The sequence below is a fragment of the Flavobacterium sp. B114r genome, from assembly GCF_056824125.1.
In genome coordinates this window covers 664,720-680,816 of sequence record NZ_CP124858.1, presented here as the reverse complement: position 1 = coordinate 680,816, position 16,097 = coordinate 664,720, and the positions used below count along the sequence as shown (strand labels likewise).

Annotated in this window: 13 protein-coding genes; 5 read left to right on the top strand and 8 right to left on the bottom strand. The window is 35.1% G+C overall.

Features of this window, described 5'->3' with window-relative positions; all coding sequences use genetic code 11:
* Nucleotides 1-3 precede the first annotated feature (3 nt).
* The 5 genes from QLQ94_RS03145 to QLQ94_RS03125 form a co-directional block, all read right to left on the bottom strand.
* Nucleotides 4-1,284: an MFS transporter gene (locus tag QLQ94_RS03145; protein WP_271338658.1), complete on the bottom strand. Its 1,281-nt coding sequence runs from the start codon at nt 1,282-1,284 to the stop codon at nt 4-6.
* Nucleotides 1,274-2,974, bottom strand: coding sequence for a single-stranded-DNA-specific exonuclease RecJ (recJ, locus tag QLQ94_RS03140; RefSeq protein WP_482499174.1), 1,701 nt, complete (start codon nt 2,972-2,974; stop codon nt 1,274-1,276). Before recJ ends, QLQ94_RS03145 begins: the two co-directional genes overlap by 11 nt.
* 248 nt (nt 2,975-3,222) lie before the next feature.
* Entirely contained in the window at nt 3,223-3,567 is a 345-nt protein-coding gene (locus tag QLQ94_RS03135; protein WP_482499172.1) for a HopJ type III effector protein, read from the bottom strand.
* A gap of 196 nt (nt 3,568-3,763) precedes the next feature.
* The gene (gene rsmI / locus QLQ94_RS03130) at nt 3,764-4,498 is read right to left on the bottom strand and encodes a 16S rRNA (cytidine(1402)-2'-O)-methyltransferase (RefSeq protein WP_427403041.1); all 735 of its coding nucleotides are present in this window, start codon (nt 4,496-4,498) and stop codon (nt 3,764-3,766) included.
* Nucleotides 4,499-4,620: 122 nt separating this feature from the next.
* Nucleotides 4,621-5,694 carry a hypothetical protein gene (locus QLQ94_RS03125; RefSeq protein WP_482499170.1) on the bottom strand — a complete coding sequence of 358 codons (1,074 nt, stop codon included), beginning with the start codon at nt 5,692-5,694 and terminating at the stop codon, nt 4,621-4,623.
* A gap of 237 nt (nt 5,695-5,931) precedes the next feature.
* Between QLQ94_RS03125 and QLQ94_RS03120 the strand changes: the two genes are divergently transcribed.
* Both QLQ94_RS03120 and QLQ94_RS03115 read left to right on the top strand, forming a co-directional pair.
* Nucleotides 5,932-6,522, top strand: coding sequence for a thymidine kinase (locus QLQ94_RS03120; protein ID WP_089478978.1), 591 nt, complete (start codon nt 5,932-5,934; stop codon nt 6,520-6,522).
* A 26-nt stretch (nt 6,523-6,548) separates the two neighbouring features.
* A complete protein-coding gene (locus QLQ94_RS03115; protein ID WP_271338663.1) occupies nt 6,549-6,977 on the top strand; it encodes a hypothetical protein in 429 nt (142 codons plus the stop codon).
* Between the two features lie 970 nt (nt 6,978-7,947).
* Here the strand turns inward: QLQ94_RS03115 and rpoN are convergent.
* The 3 genes from rpoN to QLQ94_RS03100 form a co-directional block, all read right to left on the bottom strand.
* Nucleotides 7,948-9,408 carry an RNA polymerase factor sigma-54 gene (gene rpoN, locus QLQ94_RS03110; protein ID WP_427403115.1) on the bottom strand — a complete coding sequence of 487 codons (1,461 nt, stop codon included), beginning with the start codon at nt 9,406-9,408 and terminating at the stop codon, nt 7,948-7,950.
* Between the two features lie 92 nt (nt 9,409-9,500).
* Nucleotides 9,501-10,949, bottom strand: a complete 1,449-nt coding sequence (asnS, locus tag QLQ94_RS03105) for an asparagine--tRNA ligase (protein ID WP_271338383.1) — start codon at nt 10,947-10,949, stop codon at nt 9,501-9,503.
* Between the two features lie 387 nt (nt 10,950-11,336).
* On the bottom strand, nt 11,337-13,703 hold the full coding sequence (locus QLQ94_RS03100; RefSeq protein ID WP_271338384.1) for an efflux RND transporter permease subunit: 2,367 nt from the start codon (nt 13,701-13,703) through the stop codon (nt 11,337-11,339).
* Nucleotides 13,704-13,881: 178 nt separating this feature from the next.
* Here QLQ94_RS03100 and QLQ94_RS03095 point away from each other — a divergent pair, with 178 nt between their 5' ends.
* The 3 genes from QLQ94_RS03095 (at nt 13,882) to QLQ94_RS03085 (ending at nt 15,949) form a co-directional block, all read left to right on the top strand.
* Nucleotides 13,882-14,211, top strand: a complete 330-nt coding sequence (locus QLQ94_RS03095; protein WP_271338385.1) for a DMT family transporter — start codon at nt 13,882-13,884, stop codon at nt 14,209-14,211.
* Nucleotides 14,212-14,505: 294 nt separating this feature from the next.
* Entirely contained in the window at nt 14,506-15,267 is a 762-nt protein-coding gene (locus QLQ94_RS03090; RefSeq protein WP_271338386.1) for a histidine kinase, read from the top strand.
* On the top strand, nt 15,230-15,949 hold the full coding sequence (locus QLQ94_RS03085) for a LytR/AlgR family response regulator transcription factor (protein WP_271338387.1): 720 nt from the start codon (nt 15,230-15,232) through the stop codon (nt 15,947-15,949). The genes QLQ94_RS03090 and QLQ94_RS03085 overlap by 38 nt, the downstream gene beginning before the upstream one ends.
* The last annotated feature ends 148 nt before the right edge of the window (nt 15,950-16,097 follow it).

The following is a 16,097-nucleotide window of genomic DNA, read 5'->3' as shown; positions in this document are numbered from 1 at the left end:
TAGTTATTCCATGTTCTGATGATCTTCCATGTCTTTACGGAGATCTAAGTTTCTAAATGTTGGTGATTTTAAACCAAAGCCCAAAACCGTTAAAAGAGTCATGCTTCCTCCGAAGACAACAGAAATAACAGGCGTCATTAGTTTTGCTGTTAAGCCGCTTTCAAAAGCCCCTAATTCGTTTGAAGATCCTACAAACATAGAGTTCACAGCAGCAACACGGCCACGCATATGATCAGGAGTTTTAAGTTGCAAAATCGTTTGTCGAATAACAACAGAAATCCCATCTGCGAGACCACTTAAAAATAAAGCTACCACAGAAACCCAAAAAATAGTCGAAACACCAAATAGGATTATGGATAATCCAAAAACAAAAATGGCACCTAAAAGCTTCATTCCCGCTTTTTTGTATAAAGGAACATAAGCAGATATCATCATAGTTATAAATGCGCCAACTGCCGGAGCAGCTCTTAAAACTCCAAAACCTTCAGGTCCTACCTTTAAAATATCCTGAGCAAAAATAGGTAATAAAGCAACCGCTCCACCAAAAAGAACGGCAACCATATCAAGAGAAAGTACTCCTAAAATAGTTTTATTATTGAAAACAAATTTTATTCCTTCTTTAAGGCTTTCCATTATAGGTTCACCAATTTTAGGATTTAATATTGGTTTTTTACTAATTTGAGATAAAGCAATTAATGCAAAAAGAGAACACGCAAAAACAGAACACATTGACCAGTGAACACCAATAAAGTTAATAGAAAAACCTGCAATTGCAGGTCCTAAAACTGCTCCGATTTGCCAAACCGAACTGCTCCAGGTTGCTGCATTCGGGTATACTTTTTTAGGCACGATCAAAGATAAAAGCGAGAAAATAGTCGGGCCAAGAAATGCACGCACCAATCCGCCAAGAAAAACTAAAAAGTAAATAGAATATAAAATAGCATCAGTAGACCAGCCACCAACTATTTTTGGCCAGGTTAATAAAAATAATCCAAAACTGATTACCGAAAATCCCAGAATACATTTAACTAATAATCCTTTTTTCTCACGCTGATCAACCATGTGTCCGGCGAATAATGCCATTGAAACAGCAGGAATTACTTCCATTAAACCAATTAACCCTAACGAAAGCGGATTTTTGGTTAAACTATAAACTTCCCATTCAATAACAATAAATTGCATTGACCAGGCAAAAACCATAGCAAAACGCAATATTAAAAATACATTAAATTCTCTGTAACGCAGTGCTTGATAAGGATCTTGCTTGTTTGTTTTAGTTTTCATTTGTTCTAATGTCTTTAAGCATAAGTTGAGTAGATACAGTCCCGTTCCACTCGTTTTCAGCTAATGAATAGGCGAGCTGAAAAGGTTTTTGATTTTTTACAATGTCTATTTTTTTACCAAGACCAAAACCTATTGCTGCAATTCCTTCTGAGTTATTCTGTTTTACAAAAAGTCTCAAATGTTCTTCTTCTGCTCCCAGAGTTTTAGCGTAACCCGTATCTTTTGCGTCTTTCGTCATAAAAACGGGTGTCATATTCAAAGGTCCAAAAGGTTCAAATTGCTTTAAGATCCGGATTAGTTTTGGAGTAATATCGCTGAAATTAATTTCGGCATCAACTTCGATTTCGGGAGTTCTCATTTCAGGTAAAATGGTTTCCTCGACTTGTTTTTCAAAAGCTTGTTTGAACGTTTTATAATTCTCTGCTTTCAATGTCATTCCTGCAGCATACATATGCCCTCCAAATTGCTCTAAGTGTTGCGAGCAAGCATCCAGGGCGTTGTAAACATCAAACCCTTTTACAGATCTTGCAGATGCTGCATATTTATCGCCACTTTTGGTAAAAACTAAAGTAGGGCGGTAATAAGTTTCGATTAATCTTGAAGCTACAATCCCGATTACGCCTTTGTGCCAGTCCTCCTGAAAAACAACAGTCGAGAATCGATCTTGTTCGTTATTTGTCAGGATTTGCTGAAAAGCTTCTTTGGTAATTTGTTTGTCCAGATCTTTTCTGTCTGAATTGTATTGCTCAATTTCAGATGCAAATTGTTGTGCTTGTTCAAAGTTGAATTCTGTTAGCAATTCAACCGCATGATTTCCGTGTTTGATCCTTCCGGCAGCATTTATTCGCGGTGCAACGATAAAAACTACATCGGTAATATCCAGTGTTTTCTTTTTTACCTGATGTACTAAAGCTTTAATTCCAGGTCTCGGATCTGAATTGATTACCTGTAATCCAAAATAAGCCAAAACCCTGTTTTCTCCCGTTATCGGTACAATGTCTGCCGCAATTGCTGTAGCTACCAAATCCAGATATTGCACCAAATCGTCGATAGTCTCTCCTCGATTTGTACCTAAAGCCTGAATCAGTTTAAAACCAACTCCGCAACCGCACAATTCATCATACGGATAAAAACAATCATCTCTTTTAGGATCGAGAACTGCAACCGCATCCGGAAGAAATTCTCCGGGTCTGTGGTGATCGCAAATAATAAAATCGATGTTTTTTTCCTTGGCGTATGCGATGTGCTCAATAGACTTGATTCCGCAGTCGAGTGCAATAATTAGTGAGAATCCGTTATCATCAGCAAAATCAATTCCTTTAAAAGAAATTCCGTAACCCTCCGCGTAACGATCCGGAATATAAGTGGCAATATTTGGATAATGTGATTTTAAATACGCCGAAACCAAAGAAACAGCCGTTGTTCCGTCAACATCATAATCACCAAAAACCAGGATATTTTCCTGATTTTTGATCGCGAGTTCTATTCGGGAAACCGCTTTGTCCATATCTTTCATTAAGAAAGGATCGTGAAGATGTTCTAACTTAGGGCGAAAGAAATTTTTGGCATCTTCAAAAGTTTCGATACCACGCTGAATCAAAAGTGTTGCTACAAAATCTTCTACATTTAAGGCTTGCGCCAAATGACTGACTTTATCTTGAGAAGGTTTTTGTTTTAATGTCCAACGCATTGTTGATTTTAGATTTTAAAGTGTTAATTTTAGATTTAAGAAATCGAAAATCGTTTAATCAGAAATGTATTTTTTTATTGCCACTCCCGATAGCTATCGGGATAAATTATTTAAAAGGATTTTTTAATGTGTGTTAATCCTTTTAATCTTGGCAGAAATATTTTGTTTTAACTTTGTCAAATCGAGCGGAGTCGAGATTCTTTGCGGTGGCTTCGACTTCGCTCAGCCTCAGCCTGACAATCAATAATTTATTTTAGCTCCAAAGCGTTTCCTTCAAACTTAATTCCATCCCAACCTAAGTTGATGAAATTTCTAATGTTCTGGTGATTCGTTCCGTTTGGATCTCCTAGAACGTCGTCGAAATAAAAAGCTCCAAAGCAAGCTAAAGTTTCATCTTTGCTTAAGTTTTGCAATTTTGCAAAAGAAAACAATTTGCAGGAACCAGAATTCTCTCCGGCTGCATTATGTTGTGTTCCGTTTTGGAAAGTGGTTGGAGTAAAATTGTAGTTTTCCTCAATTACTGCAATAGTTTCGGGGAATGTTATTTCGTTCGGAGTTTGTTTTACTTTTTCTAAAAAGGTTTGAATGCTCATTAATTATATTTTTTAAGTTTCTTGCCACTCCCGGTAGCTATCGCGATAAAATGATTAAAAGATTTTTCTAGTATGTTTTTTTTGCCACGAATTACACAAATTGCCACTAATTAGATTCGTGATAACTGGTGTAATTTGTGATGAAACTTTTTATTAATCTGTGAGAAATCATTTTAATCTGTGGCATAAATATTTTTTAATCTTCTTCGTCTTCTTCTGTTTCATCCTTAGAAAATTTACTTTTCTTAGGTTCTTTTATTATTGTTTTTCCTGCAACAACAACAACAATTTCGCCGCGTGGCGCAGTTTTTTCGAAGTGGGTTAATACTTCCCTTGCAGTTCCGCGAACATTTTCTTCGTGCAGTTTTGATAATTCACGTGAAACGCAAACTTGTCTGTCTTCTCCAAAATACTGAATAAATTCTGCTAAAGTCTTAACGAGTTTGTGTGGCGAAACGTATAAAATCATCGTTCTTGTTTCTTCGGCTAAAGCCAAAAAACGAGTCTGACGTCCTTTTTTATCAGGTAGGAAACCTTCAAAAACAAATTTATCATTTGGTAATCCGCTGTTTACTAAAGCAGGGACAAAAGCCGTTGCGCCAGGTAAACATTCAACTTCGATTTTATTTTCGACACAAGCGCGTGTCAATAAAAAACCAGGGTCTGAAATTGCCGGAGTTCCAGCATCAGAAATCAAAGCGATAGTTTCGCCGGCTTTCAAACGCGCAATTAAATTCTCAGTAGTTTTGTGCTCGTTGTGCATATGATGGCTGTGCATGTGTGTGCCAATTTCAAAATGCTTCAACAACTTGCCACTTGTTCTGGTGTCTTCTGCCAAGATCAAATCGACTTCTTTCAGAATCCTGATGGCACGAAAAGTCATGTCTTCGAGATTGCCAATTGGCGTTGGAACGATATATAATTTAGACATAATTTTTCTGAATTCTATTTTAATTATAACGCGAATTTTACAAAGTGACACTAATTATAAGTGTCTTTAAAAAATTTACAGAGAAAAGATTCGTGTTAATTCGTGTAATTTGTATTTAATCTTTATGAGAATTTCTTCTCTACAATTCCAAGAAAACGTTCTGCATAATCGTCTTTCCCTTCCCAGTTGTTATAATCCGGTTTTACCATATTTTCTATAAATTCCTGAGCTTCGCTATAATTGTCAAAAGTCAGCAGCTGATTTAAAACACGGCTGTAATCTTCTGAACTGTTTCCGAAAAGGTTTTTGGTAAAAGCTATTCTGTCGTTTAGATCGATATGAAAACCTTTAGCCAGTTTTTCGTTTAAAGTGGCTGCTTTTGTTTCAGCTGGTTTTTCTATAACAACAGTTTCAGCTGTTTCTTTTTTCTCTTTAACTTCGTTTATAACCGGAGTTGGAGTAGAAGTAACGTTTTCATAACTATCTACTTTTACAAATTGAGCATCGGCATAATTAACTCCAAAATCCTCAAAAGAGATCGTAATAGGAGAGTTTTTTACCGGAATTTCGATTATTGGTTCTTCCTTTTCTTCTTCTTCTAATTCAAAAAGAGGAACAAAGTCGGGGATAGGTTTTAAATCGCTGATTGTGGTAAACGAAAGTTCTTCAATGTTATTGATATCTTCTTTAGTTTCAATAATCAGTTGTTCTATTGTTTTAATAATTGGTTCTTCAACAACTTCAGCAACTGGTTCCGGAATTATTTCCTCCCTTATTTCTGCAACGATTTCTTCAGTAACAATTTCTTCAACGACGATTTCTTCAACGACGATTTCTGCAACGATTTCTTCGGCAAAGATTTCTTCAGGAATTTCTTCAGATTTAATTTCTTCTAAAGTTTCTGGTTCGTCGATTGTTTCAATAGGAGTTTCTTCTGCTAAAACTGGGGTTTCAATTTCTGCTTCTGCCGAAATTGTTTTTTCTTTATCAAAAATAGATTCAATCTCAGAAGTAATTTCGCTGTGACCAATTGTTGGTTTCAAAGTATCAAAATTCTCGTCTACAAACTTTAAAACCGCTAGTTTCTCGTATAATTTCTGCGTCTCAAGATACAACTGATTGATATCGGATTTGTTTTTAAGCTTTAAAATTCGATGTGCAATGCTGATTAAATCGGCTTCCAATTTTTTTTTCATAACTGTTGAAATTATAGTGAATAGGGTATTTTAGTATATTTTGTATTTGAATGTCTTTATTCCTGGTAGAAATCTGAAAGATTTTTTTTTATTTCTGTTAATACGAGCTTGCGAATCTTCGATTTGATAAAAATTTTCTACTTTTGAAAAAGTGAAAAATCAGCAATTTTTCACGTCGATTTATTACCAGTACAAAGTAATAAAAACTATTCATTTTTAAAGGTAGAAAAATACAAAATGTTTCTCGAAAATACAGTAAATCACAAAGAACAATTTGGTTGGATTGAAGTTATTTGTGGATCAATGTTTTCGGGTAAAACCGAGGAGTTAATCCGCAGACTAAAACGCGCTCAATTTGCCAAACAAAAAGTCGAAATCTTTAAACCTGCCATTGATACCCGTTATCATGATGAAATGGTCGTATCTCATGATGCCAACGAAATTAGATCAACACCGGTTCCCGCTGCTGCAAACATTGCTATTTTAGCACAAGGCTGCGATGTTATTGGTATTGATGAGGCGCAGTTTTTTGATGATGAGATTGTTACAGTTTGTAATGATCTTGCCAATCAGGGAATTCGTGTGATAGTTGCAGGACTTGATATGGATTTTAAAGGAAATCCTTTCGGTCCGATGCCGGCACTTATGGCAACAGCTGAATATGTGACTAAAGTTCACGCTGTTTGTACCCGAACAGGAAATCTTGCCAACTACAGTTTCCGTAAAACTGATAATGACAAATTGGTAATGCTTGGTGAAACAGAAGAATACGAACCACTAAGTCGTGCGGCTTATTATAACGCAATGAAAAAGATTCAGGATAAATAAGATTTTCATCAAAACAAACTATAAAGATGCAGCAAACCGCTAAGAGTAAAAAATCAACTGTTTTAATAGTAAGTGCAATTGTAGCATTTTCATTGGCTCTAATTCTTTATTTTTCTTTTAAAGAACCTGCTGCAGATAAAGAAATGATTGAATTAGTGGCGAAGTACAATGATAATTGTCCTTTGGTAATTCAGCAAGGAATTCGTTTAGATAACGTGACTTTGCCAAAAGATAAAGTAGTTCAGTATAATTTGACGTTGTTAAATGTTGAGAAAGCAACTGCAGAAATTGAGGTAATAAAACAAAATATTGAAGAAAGTCTTCTGAGTACGGTTAAAGTAAATTCCGGACTTAAAGCATTTCGTGATAATAATTTTACTTTGATTTATAATTATGATGATAAAAAAGAAGATTATTTGTTTGAGATTACGATAACGCCGGATCAATATAAATAATTTAATTATTTCAATATAAAATAAAACCCGACAGATTTTGAATTTGTCGGGTTTTTTGTTGTGTGCCCAGCATGGGCGATAACTCTAGGGTGTAAGTCCCGAACACGCCTTTACAGTGGGAAGTGTTAGCTGAATGCAAGGGTGTCCATCGCGAGGTGGAATCTGAAGGAAGCAGTAGGCAAACTCTTGACCTGACGAACAGAAACTATATAAAAGGCCAAAGATGTTGGATAAGGTTGCAACACAAACTGAAGTCCAAAACTGTACGGAAACATCATGGTAAATATAGCAGGTATATGAGAGGAAAGTTGTCGTTCTTACCTGGGGAGGTCTTATAGACATAGGGGGAGTTTTTTTTTTAAGAAAAGCACTTATGGATAACAATTGCTATAAGAAGTCAGCAGAGGTCATAGTAGGTACTGTAAATGAGTACCGAAGGACTGAACTTAATTAAGTGAGTAGTAAATGAATGTTACCTATGAAGGCACGAATGCAGAAAATATCAAGTAATTTGATAACTACCTTGGAAAGGATAGGACGGAATCCGACAGCTACCAGGGAGTGCAGACCTTTATTGGGATAACTGAAAACAACCTCACGGAAGTACTTTAGGTTAGGTATCTATCTTAAAATGTATCGTAAATTAAGAACCGCCTTGGTACGGATCCGTATGCCGGGTGGTGTGGAAGGTCGCCTAGGGAATTAATCCCTAGGCTCCTATCCGATTGCGTAAAATGATATTCCTTTGTTTAAACTGGACTAAAGTCCAGCTCTCCAATATATTTTGTTCCTTCGGAATTATTAGAGACTTTGGCTCGGATGTATATTGTAGGACCGGAGTTTAATCCGTTATGATATGTAAAAAATAAACCCGACAGGTTTTTTTCAACCTGTCGGGTTTGCTGTATGTGTAAAGCTTAATTTTTTTTAATCTCTTAATGGTAAAAAAATAAATTTAAATGTTTGGAATTTATATTTTCTTTCTCATTCTTGCCACCGGAATATCAAGTTGTTCACGATATTTTGCAATTGTTCTACGTGCAATCGGGTAGCCTTTTTCTTTTAGAATTTCAGCTAATTGATCGTCTGGTAAAGGTTTCTTTTTGTCTTCTTCTTCAATTGTATTCTTAAGGATTTTTTTGATTTCTAAAGTCGAAACATCTTCTCCCTGATCATTTTTCATTGCTTCAGAGAAAAATTCTTTAATCAGTTTTGTTCCGTATGGAGTTTCAACATATTTACTGTTGGCAACACGCGAAATTGTCGAAATATCCAAGCCAACCATATCTGCAATGTCTTTTAGGATCATTGGTTTTAGTTTGGTTTCGTCGCCATCTAAGAAATATTCTTCCTGATAATGCATAATGGCATTCATCGTTACAAAAAGAGTTTCCTGACGTTGTCTGATCGCATCAATAAACCATTTGGCCGAATCCAGTTTCTGTTTGATAAATTGAACTGCATCTTTTTGAGCAGATGATTTATCACGAGAATCTTTATACGTTTGCATCATTTCCTGATAATCCTTAGAAACATGCAGGGAAGGAGCATTTCTTCCGTTTAAGGTCAGTTCAAGTTCTCCGTCAACGATTCTGATTGCGAAATCAGGAACTACATTCTCAGTTACTTTATTGTTTCCTGTGTAGGATCCTCCCGGTTTTGGATTCAGTCTTTCGATTTCGTGAATTGCTTTTTTAAGCTGTTCATTAGAAACGCCATATTTTTGAAGCAGTTTATCGTAATGTTTTTTGGTAAAAGCATCAAACTGATTTTCGATAATGTCAATCGCTAAATCAACAGATTCAGTTGGTGTTTTGTGCTTTAGTTGTAGTAATAAACATTCCTGTAAATCTCGCGCTCCAACACCTGAAGGTTCTAGTTCGTGAATAACCTGAAGCATTTTCTCGACCATTGCTTCATCGGTATAAATACCCTGAGTAAAAGCCATGTCATCTACAATATCTGCAACGCTTCTTCTGATGTAACCCATATCATCAATACTTCCAACAAGGAATTCAGCGATTTCGCGTTCTTCATCATTTAGAATAAAAGTATTCAACTGATTGATTAAATCCTGATGAAAACTAATTGGCGAAGCAAAAGGTGTTTCTCTTTCTTCGTCTTCACTATAATTGTTCACCTGAGTTTTATAGTCCGGAGTATCGTCGTCGCTTAAATATTCGTCTATGTTAATATCATCCGCTTCGATTCTGTCGCCTTCAGCATCATCATAATCGTCGTAGTCTTCATTTGCGAATTCATCCGCTTCGTATTCGTCTTCTTTTCCAGCTTCCAGAGCCGGATTTTCGTTCATTTCTTCTAATAAACGTTGTTCAAAAGCTTGCGTAGGCAATTGAATTAACTTCATCAGCTGAATTTGCTGTGGAGATAATTTTTGGGATAATTTTAAATTTAAAAATTGCTTTAGCATTGATATTTGTTAAAAGTTTCAAGTTTCAAGTTTCAGGTTGAAGAACGATCAACAACCTGAAACTTGAAACTTGAAACAAATTTAATTATTTTTTAGAATTCCGCATTTCCAGGAGTTCTCGGGAAAGGAATTACGTCTCTAATGTTTGTCATTCCTGTAACAAACAATACCAAACGCTCAAATCCAAGTCCGAAACCTGCGTGAGTTGCAGAACCAAATCTTCTGGTATCTAAATACCATGATAATTCTTCTTCATCGATTTCTAAGGCCTTCATCTTTTCGATCAAAACATCGTAACGCTCTTCTCTTTCAGAACCACCAACGATTTCTCCAATTCCAGGGAAAAGGATATCCATTGCACGAACCGTTTCTCTTCCTGGTTCAGTATTATCATTCAAACGCATGTAAAACGCTTTAATATTTGCCGGGTAATCAAACAAGATTACCGGACATTTAAAGTGTTTTTCAACCAAATAACGCTCGTGTTCTGATTGTAAATCAGCTCCCCATTCGTTGATGATATATTGAAATTTTTTCTTTTTGTTTGGAGTTGAATCTCTCAAAATGTCAATTGCTTCAGTATAAGAAACACGTTTGAAGTTGTTCTCCAAAACGAAGTTCAATTTCTCTAACAAAGCCATTTCGCTTCTTTCTGCCTGAGGTTTTGATTTTTCTTCATCTAAAAGTCTTCCTTCTAAAAATTTCAAATCATCCTGACAATTGTCTAAAGCATATTTGATTACGTACTGAATAAAATCTTCAGCCAAATCCATGTTATCATCCAGATCGTTGAAAGCAACTTCTGGCTCAATCATCCAAAACTCTGCAAGGTGACGGGAAGTATTAGAGTTTTCTGCTCTAAAAGTTGGTCCAAAAGTATAAATCTGCCCCAAAGCCATTGCATAAGTTTCTCCTTCTAATTGTCCTGAAACCGTTAAGTTGGTTTCTTTTTCGAAGAAATCTTCTTTATAATTTACTTTTCCGTCTTCAGTTCTTGGCGTGTTGTCAAAAGGTAAAGCTGTAACTTTAAACATTTCTCCTGCACCTTCAGCATCAGAACCTGTAATAATTGGCGTATTTACATACACAAAACCTTTTTGTTGAAAATAGTTGTGAACTGCAAATGACAATACAGAACGCACACGCATAATGGCTCCAAACATATTGGTACGAACACGTAAATGCGCATTTTCACGCAAGAAATCTAAACTAGGTCTGTTCTTTGGCTGTATTGGGAATTTCTCAGCATCAGAATCACCTAAGATTTCAAGTTTGTTCACCTGAATTTCATATTTCTGACCCGCACCTTTACTTTCAATCAAAGTTCCCGTTACTGATATTGCAGCTCCAGTTGTAACTCTTTTTAAAGTTTCATCAGGTGTATTTTCAAAATCAACAACACATTGTATATTATTAATGGTAGAACCGTCATTAAGAGCGATGAACTGATTATTTCTAAAAGTTCTCACCCATCCTTTTGCATTAACCTCCTGAAGCGTCGTCGTACTGTTTAATAAGTCTTTAACTTTTGTGTGTTTCATTTTATATATAATATTGAAATTAAATTATTTGTTGTGTAATAACTGCAAATATAAACGATAATTATTAAAATTAGAAGCTGTTTCCCGCTCTCCGCTGTATCTTTATGTTTTTAAAGAAAAAACACAAAGGATGTCGCTGCGATCGGGGCTAGGGCTCCGGTTTTTAAAAGATGTTATTACATCTCATTTTTGTCATTTCGACCGAAGGGAGAAATCACACAAGAGATTACGCAAACAAAAGCAATTAATTTTTGTGGAGTTACGTGTGTGATTTCTCCTTCGTCGAAATGACAAGTTTATGCGTCAACCTTTGTCAAAGTTCAAAACTTTGACAAAGGTCCAAGTCGTTAATTCGTGCTAATTAGTGAAATTTGTGGCAAAAAAAATCTACCCCTCCAAATTCTCCAAATCCTCTTTCTTAGCTTTCTTCTTCTCAAAAGTCAAAACCAAAGCCGGTAAAACCAATAAATTCGCAAACATAGCAAATGCCAATGTACATGAAATTAATCCACCAAGAGCGATTGTTCCGCTGAAACTTGAAAGTGTGAAAGTAGCAAACCCTAAAATCAAAACTACCGAAGTATAAAAAGTACTGATTCCTGTTTCTCTCAAAGCGCTAAAAACAGATTTTTTAACCTTTCCGTTGCTTTGAATTAAATCATGTTTGTACTTCGCCATAAACTGAATCGCGTTATCGACCGAAATTCCAAACGCAATACTAAATACTAAAATTGTCGATGGTTTTAACGGAATCCCAAAATACCCCATTAATCCGGATGTGATACAAAGCGGTAAAACATTTGTAATTACAGACGCCATTACCATTTTAAACGATCTGAACAAATACAACATCAATCCTGCGATTACTAAAATAGCGAAAATCAATGATTCTATTAAGTTGTCAACCAAATAGGATGTTCCTTTCTGGAAAACCAATGCTTTTCCGGTCAAAGTCACTTCGTAACGGTCTGCAGGGAAAATTTCAGCAATTTTTGAGCGTAATTTTTTCTCTACTCTTGCCATTTCTTGCGTTCCAATATCTTTCATGAAAGTCGTGATTCGCGCATATTGTCCCGTCGAATCTACGTACGATTTCATTAAGTTGTCTTTGCTGTTTTTCGTTGCATTCTTAGCATAAGATAAAATAAAAGTCTGTTCCTGTGAGGTCGGCAATTGGTAATATTCCGGATTTCCGTTATAGAAAGCCTGTTTCGAATATTTAACCAAATTCACGATAGAAACCGGTTTCGATAATTCAGGAAGTTCTGCAATTGTATTTTGCAATTCATCCATTTTTTTCATCGTTGATAATTTCATAACACCTTTTTTATGTTTGGTGTTAATCATTATTTCAAGGGGCATAACACCGTTGAATTCTTTTTCGTAGAATAAAATGTCTTTATAAAATGACGCGCTTTTAGGCATTTCTCCAATCAAACTTCCCGAAACTTTCATTTGGGTAAGTCCAATAACGCTAAAAACCAAAAGCAAACCATAAATGGTGTAAATAACTTTTCGTTTGTTTTTTACCACATTTTCAACAAAATCCAATAAAGTAGAAATGTAAGTTTTATTCAAATGGTATAAATGTCTTTCTCCAGGAATCGACATGAAACTGTATACAATTGGCACAATTAAAAGCGTCAATAAATAAACTGAAATCACATTGATTGAAGTAACCAAACCAAATTCGAAAAGCAAATCATTGCCTGTAATCATAAATGTTGCAAAACCTATTGCCGTAGTTAAATTCGTCATCAGAGTCGAAACTCCAATTTTAGAAATAATACGCTGCAAAGCTTTTGCCTGATTGTTGTGCAGTTTAATTTCCTGCTGGTATTTATTGATAAGGAAAATGCAATTGGTAATCCCGATAACGATAATTAATGGCGGGATAATAGCGGTAAGGATCGTGATTTTATAATGAAATAATCCAAGTGTTCCAAAAGACCAGATTACACCAATGATCAAAATACAAATCGAGATAAAAGTAGCTCTGAACGAACGGAAAAAGAAAAAGAAAATAAGGGAAACCGTAAATAAAGCCGCACCAATAAAGAGCCCGATTTCACCTTTCATATTATCGGCGTTGATCGTTCTGATGTATGGCATTCCGGAAACTTTCAAATCAACTCCAGTTGTTTTTTCGAATTTGTCAATTTTCGGAACCAGATTTTCAAGGATAAATGTCTTTCTTTCCGGCGTGTTTACAAGTGCCTTGTTGATGTAAATCGCTGATCGAATGCTGCCGCTTTGCTTGTTGAACAATAAACCTTCGTAAAAAGGCAAATTGTGAAACAAATCATATTGTACCTTTTTTAAATATTCAGGATCAAGTGCTTTCTTTTGATCGATAAAAGGAGTCAGAATAAATTTTTCGTTAACCGTATCTTTCTCTAATTTCTTTAAATCATTTAATGAAACTACTAAATCTACTTCTTTAGAATTTTTTAAACCCGTCATCAATTCATTCCAGGCAGCGTAGTTTTTTGGCGTAAAAAATTTAGGATCCTGAAACCCAATTACCACTAGATTTCCTTCTTCGCCAAATTTATCCAAAAACTGTTGGTACTGTCTGTTTACGATATGATCTTTAGGAAGCAAGTTGGCTTCGGTATAAGTCATAGAAAGGTTTTTCCATTGGTAGCCAAGGAAAATCGTTAAAGCAGATAGGATTACTAGTATTACTATTCTGTTCTTAAGTATGATTCGGGCTAGTTTTTCCCAAAATCCAACTTGTACTGCGTTTTTCATAAATTCTTTAAAATGGATGCAAATGTAGTGAAAAGTGCTCTAAATCATAAATAATCAGTTCGGTTTTTACTGTTTGTTAACATAAATGATATTACAATATTTAGGAAAAATTAGCTGTTTTGTACAATTCTACGTTAGCTTTTCTCATATTTGTACTTAATTTAAAAGCGAAAAGAATATGAATTGGATTTTATTAGTAATAGCAGGACTTTTTGAAGTTGGATTTGCATCTTGCTTAGGCAAAGCAAAGGAAACCACAGGCATAATTTCAACCTACTGGATGGCTGGTTTTTTTGTTTGTCTTTCGATCAGTATGTTATTGTTGTATAAAGCCACTCAAGTTTTGCCAATAGGAACCGCATATGCTGTTTGGACAGGAATTGGAGCCGTAGGAACTGTTTTGGTAGGGATTTTAGTTTTTAAAGAACCGGCAACTTTCTGGAGAATATTTTTCCTTTCGACTCTAATTGCTTCGATCATTGGGTTGAAGTTTGTTTCTAGTCATTAAAGAATATTGGACCACAGATTTTACGGATTAAACGGGTTTGTACGGATTTTTTTACTGAATACTGGAAAAAATATGCCACAGATTACACAGATTCTCACAGATTATCTTTTTGATTCTTAGAAAAAATCTTTTTAATCTTTTAATCTGTGGCAAAAAAACAAGAAGCAAATTTCATCAGATACTTTTATTTAATGAAATACAAATAGAGTAAATACGATAAAAAAGAAAACCCGCGTCAACCCGTTTCATCCGTAAAACCCGTGGGCAAAAAAAACTTTTTAACTTTACATAACTATGCAGGAAAACAATACCATCACTTTTATATTTCTGGCGATTCTTCTATTGCTAATTGTTCTCATTTGCTTTTTGATCTATCAATTAACGCAATTCAAAAAAGCAAAAGACAATGCTGAGAAAAGTTTTTATGCACTCGAAATCAAAGTGAACGATTTGCAGTTAGAAACGTTAGAATCAAAGCTTAATCCGCATTTGTTTAAGAATATTTTGAATTCGATTCAGTCGCACGCGTATCAAACCTATTTTGCATTAGATAAACTGGCGAATGTTCTGGATTATATCTTATACGAAAGCAAAAAGAAATTTGTCACGGCAAAAGAAGAAATTGATTTTGCTCTGAACTTGATTGAAATCAATAAAATCAAAATCAGTCCTCTTTTTGAGTTGAAGATCAAGACTAATATTAATAAAGAAGATAAACTATACGATCAGCCTTTATTAGCGCCTTTGATTTCGATAGATTTAATCGAAAATGCTTTTAAACATGCTGATTTGCAAAGCGCCGATGCCTTTATTTCGGTTGTTTTTGAGTTTAGGGACAATGCTTTTTTTATGACAGTTTCAAATAAGATATCAGATAAAAAAGTATTGAAAAAAGAACGCGGCGGTTTTGGTCATACAACACTGGAGCACCGATTGCGTATTATTTATAAAAATAACTTCAAACTCGATAAGTTTGTAGAAAATGACGTTTATATTGCTCATCTTAAAATAGATTTACTTGAATACAAAACTGAAATGCTTGCTGCTGGACGATGAGTTGCCGGGATTAACGTACCTGAAAATGCTTTGCGAACAAATTCCTGAAGTAGAAATCGTAAAAACGTTTAATAATCCTGAAAAACTCCTTGCTGATATTCCCAATCTCGATTTTGATTTGCTAATATCAGATATCGAAATGCCCGGAATTGATGGTTTGCATCTGGCAGAAATGCTGGACAATAAATTGGTGATTTTTTGTACGGCCTATAAAGAATATGCTGCCGATGCTTTTAATATTGATGCGGTAGATTATATTACAAAACCGGTAAAACTGGAACGTCTGCAAAAAGCGATCTCAAAAGCTTTCGAACGTTTTCATAAACCGGATGCGACAAAAAAGTTCATTCAGTTAAATACAGATAAGGGAAAGACGTTATTGTATTTTAATCAGATTCAGTATATCAAAACTGCAGTTAGTGATAGTCGTGATAAAACGGTTCTTTTGGCCGATGGAAGTTTTCTGAATTTAAAAAATGTGAAATTCGATACTCTTTTAAGCGAATTGCCTGATGCTGATTTCTGTCGTGTAAACAAAAAAGAAATTGTAGCAGTAAAAGCCATCAAGTTTTTTAATCATAACGAAATTGTCTTGCATCATGTAGAGAAAAATGACAAGAATACTACCTTAATTCTAAGCGAAACCTATCGTTCTGACTTTTTGAAGAAGGTGAAATTGTAAATTGTTTTTTTTAAACGATATTTTGAGAACATTGATGTCAGGCTGAGCGGAGTCGAAGCCCTTTTTGCGATAAAAACCTTTGATTTTACTCAGAATGACAGTAGTTTATTGCCAATTATTATAACTTATTACAAAGTTTTTCCCACTT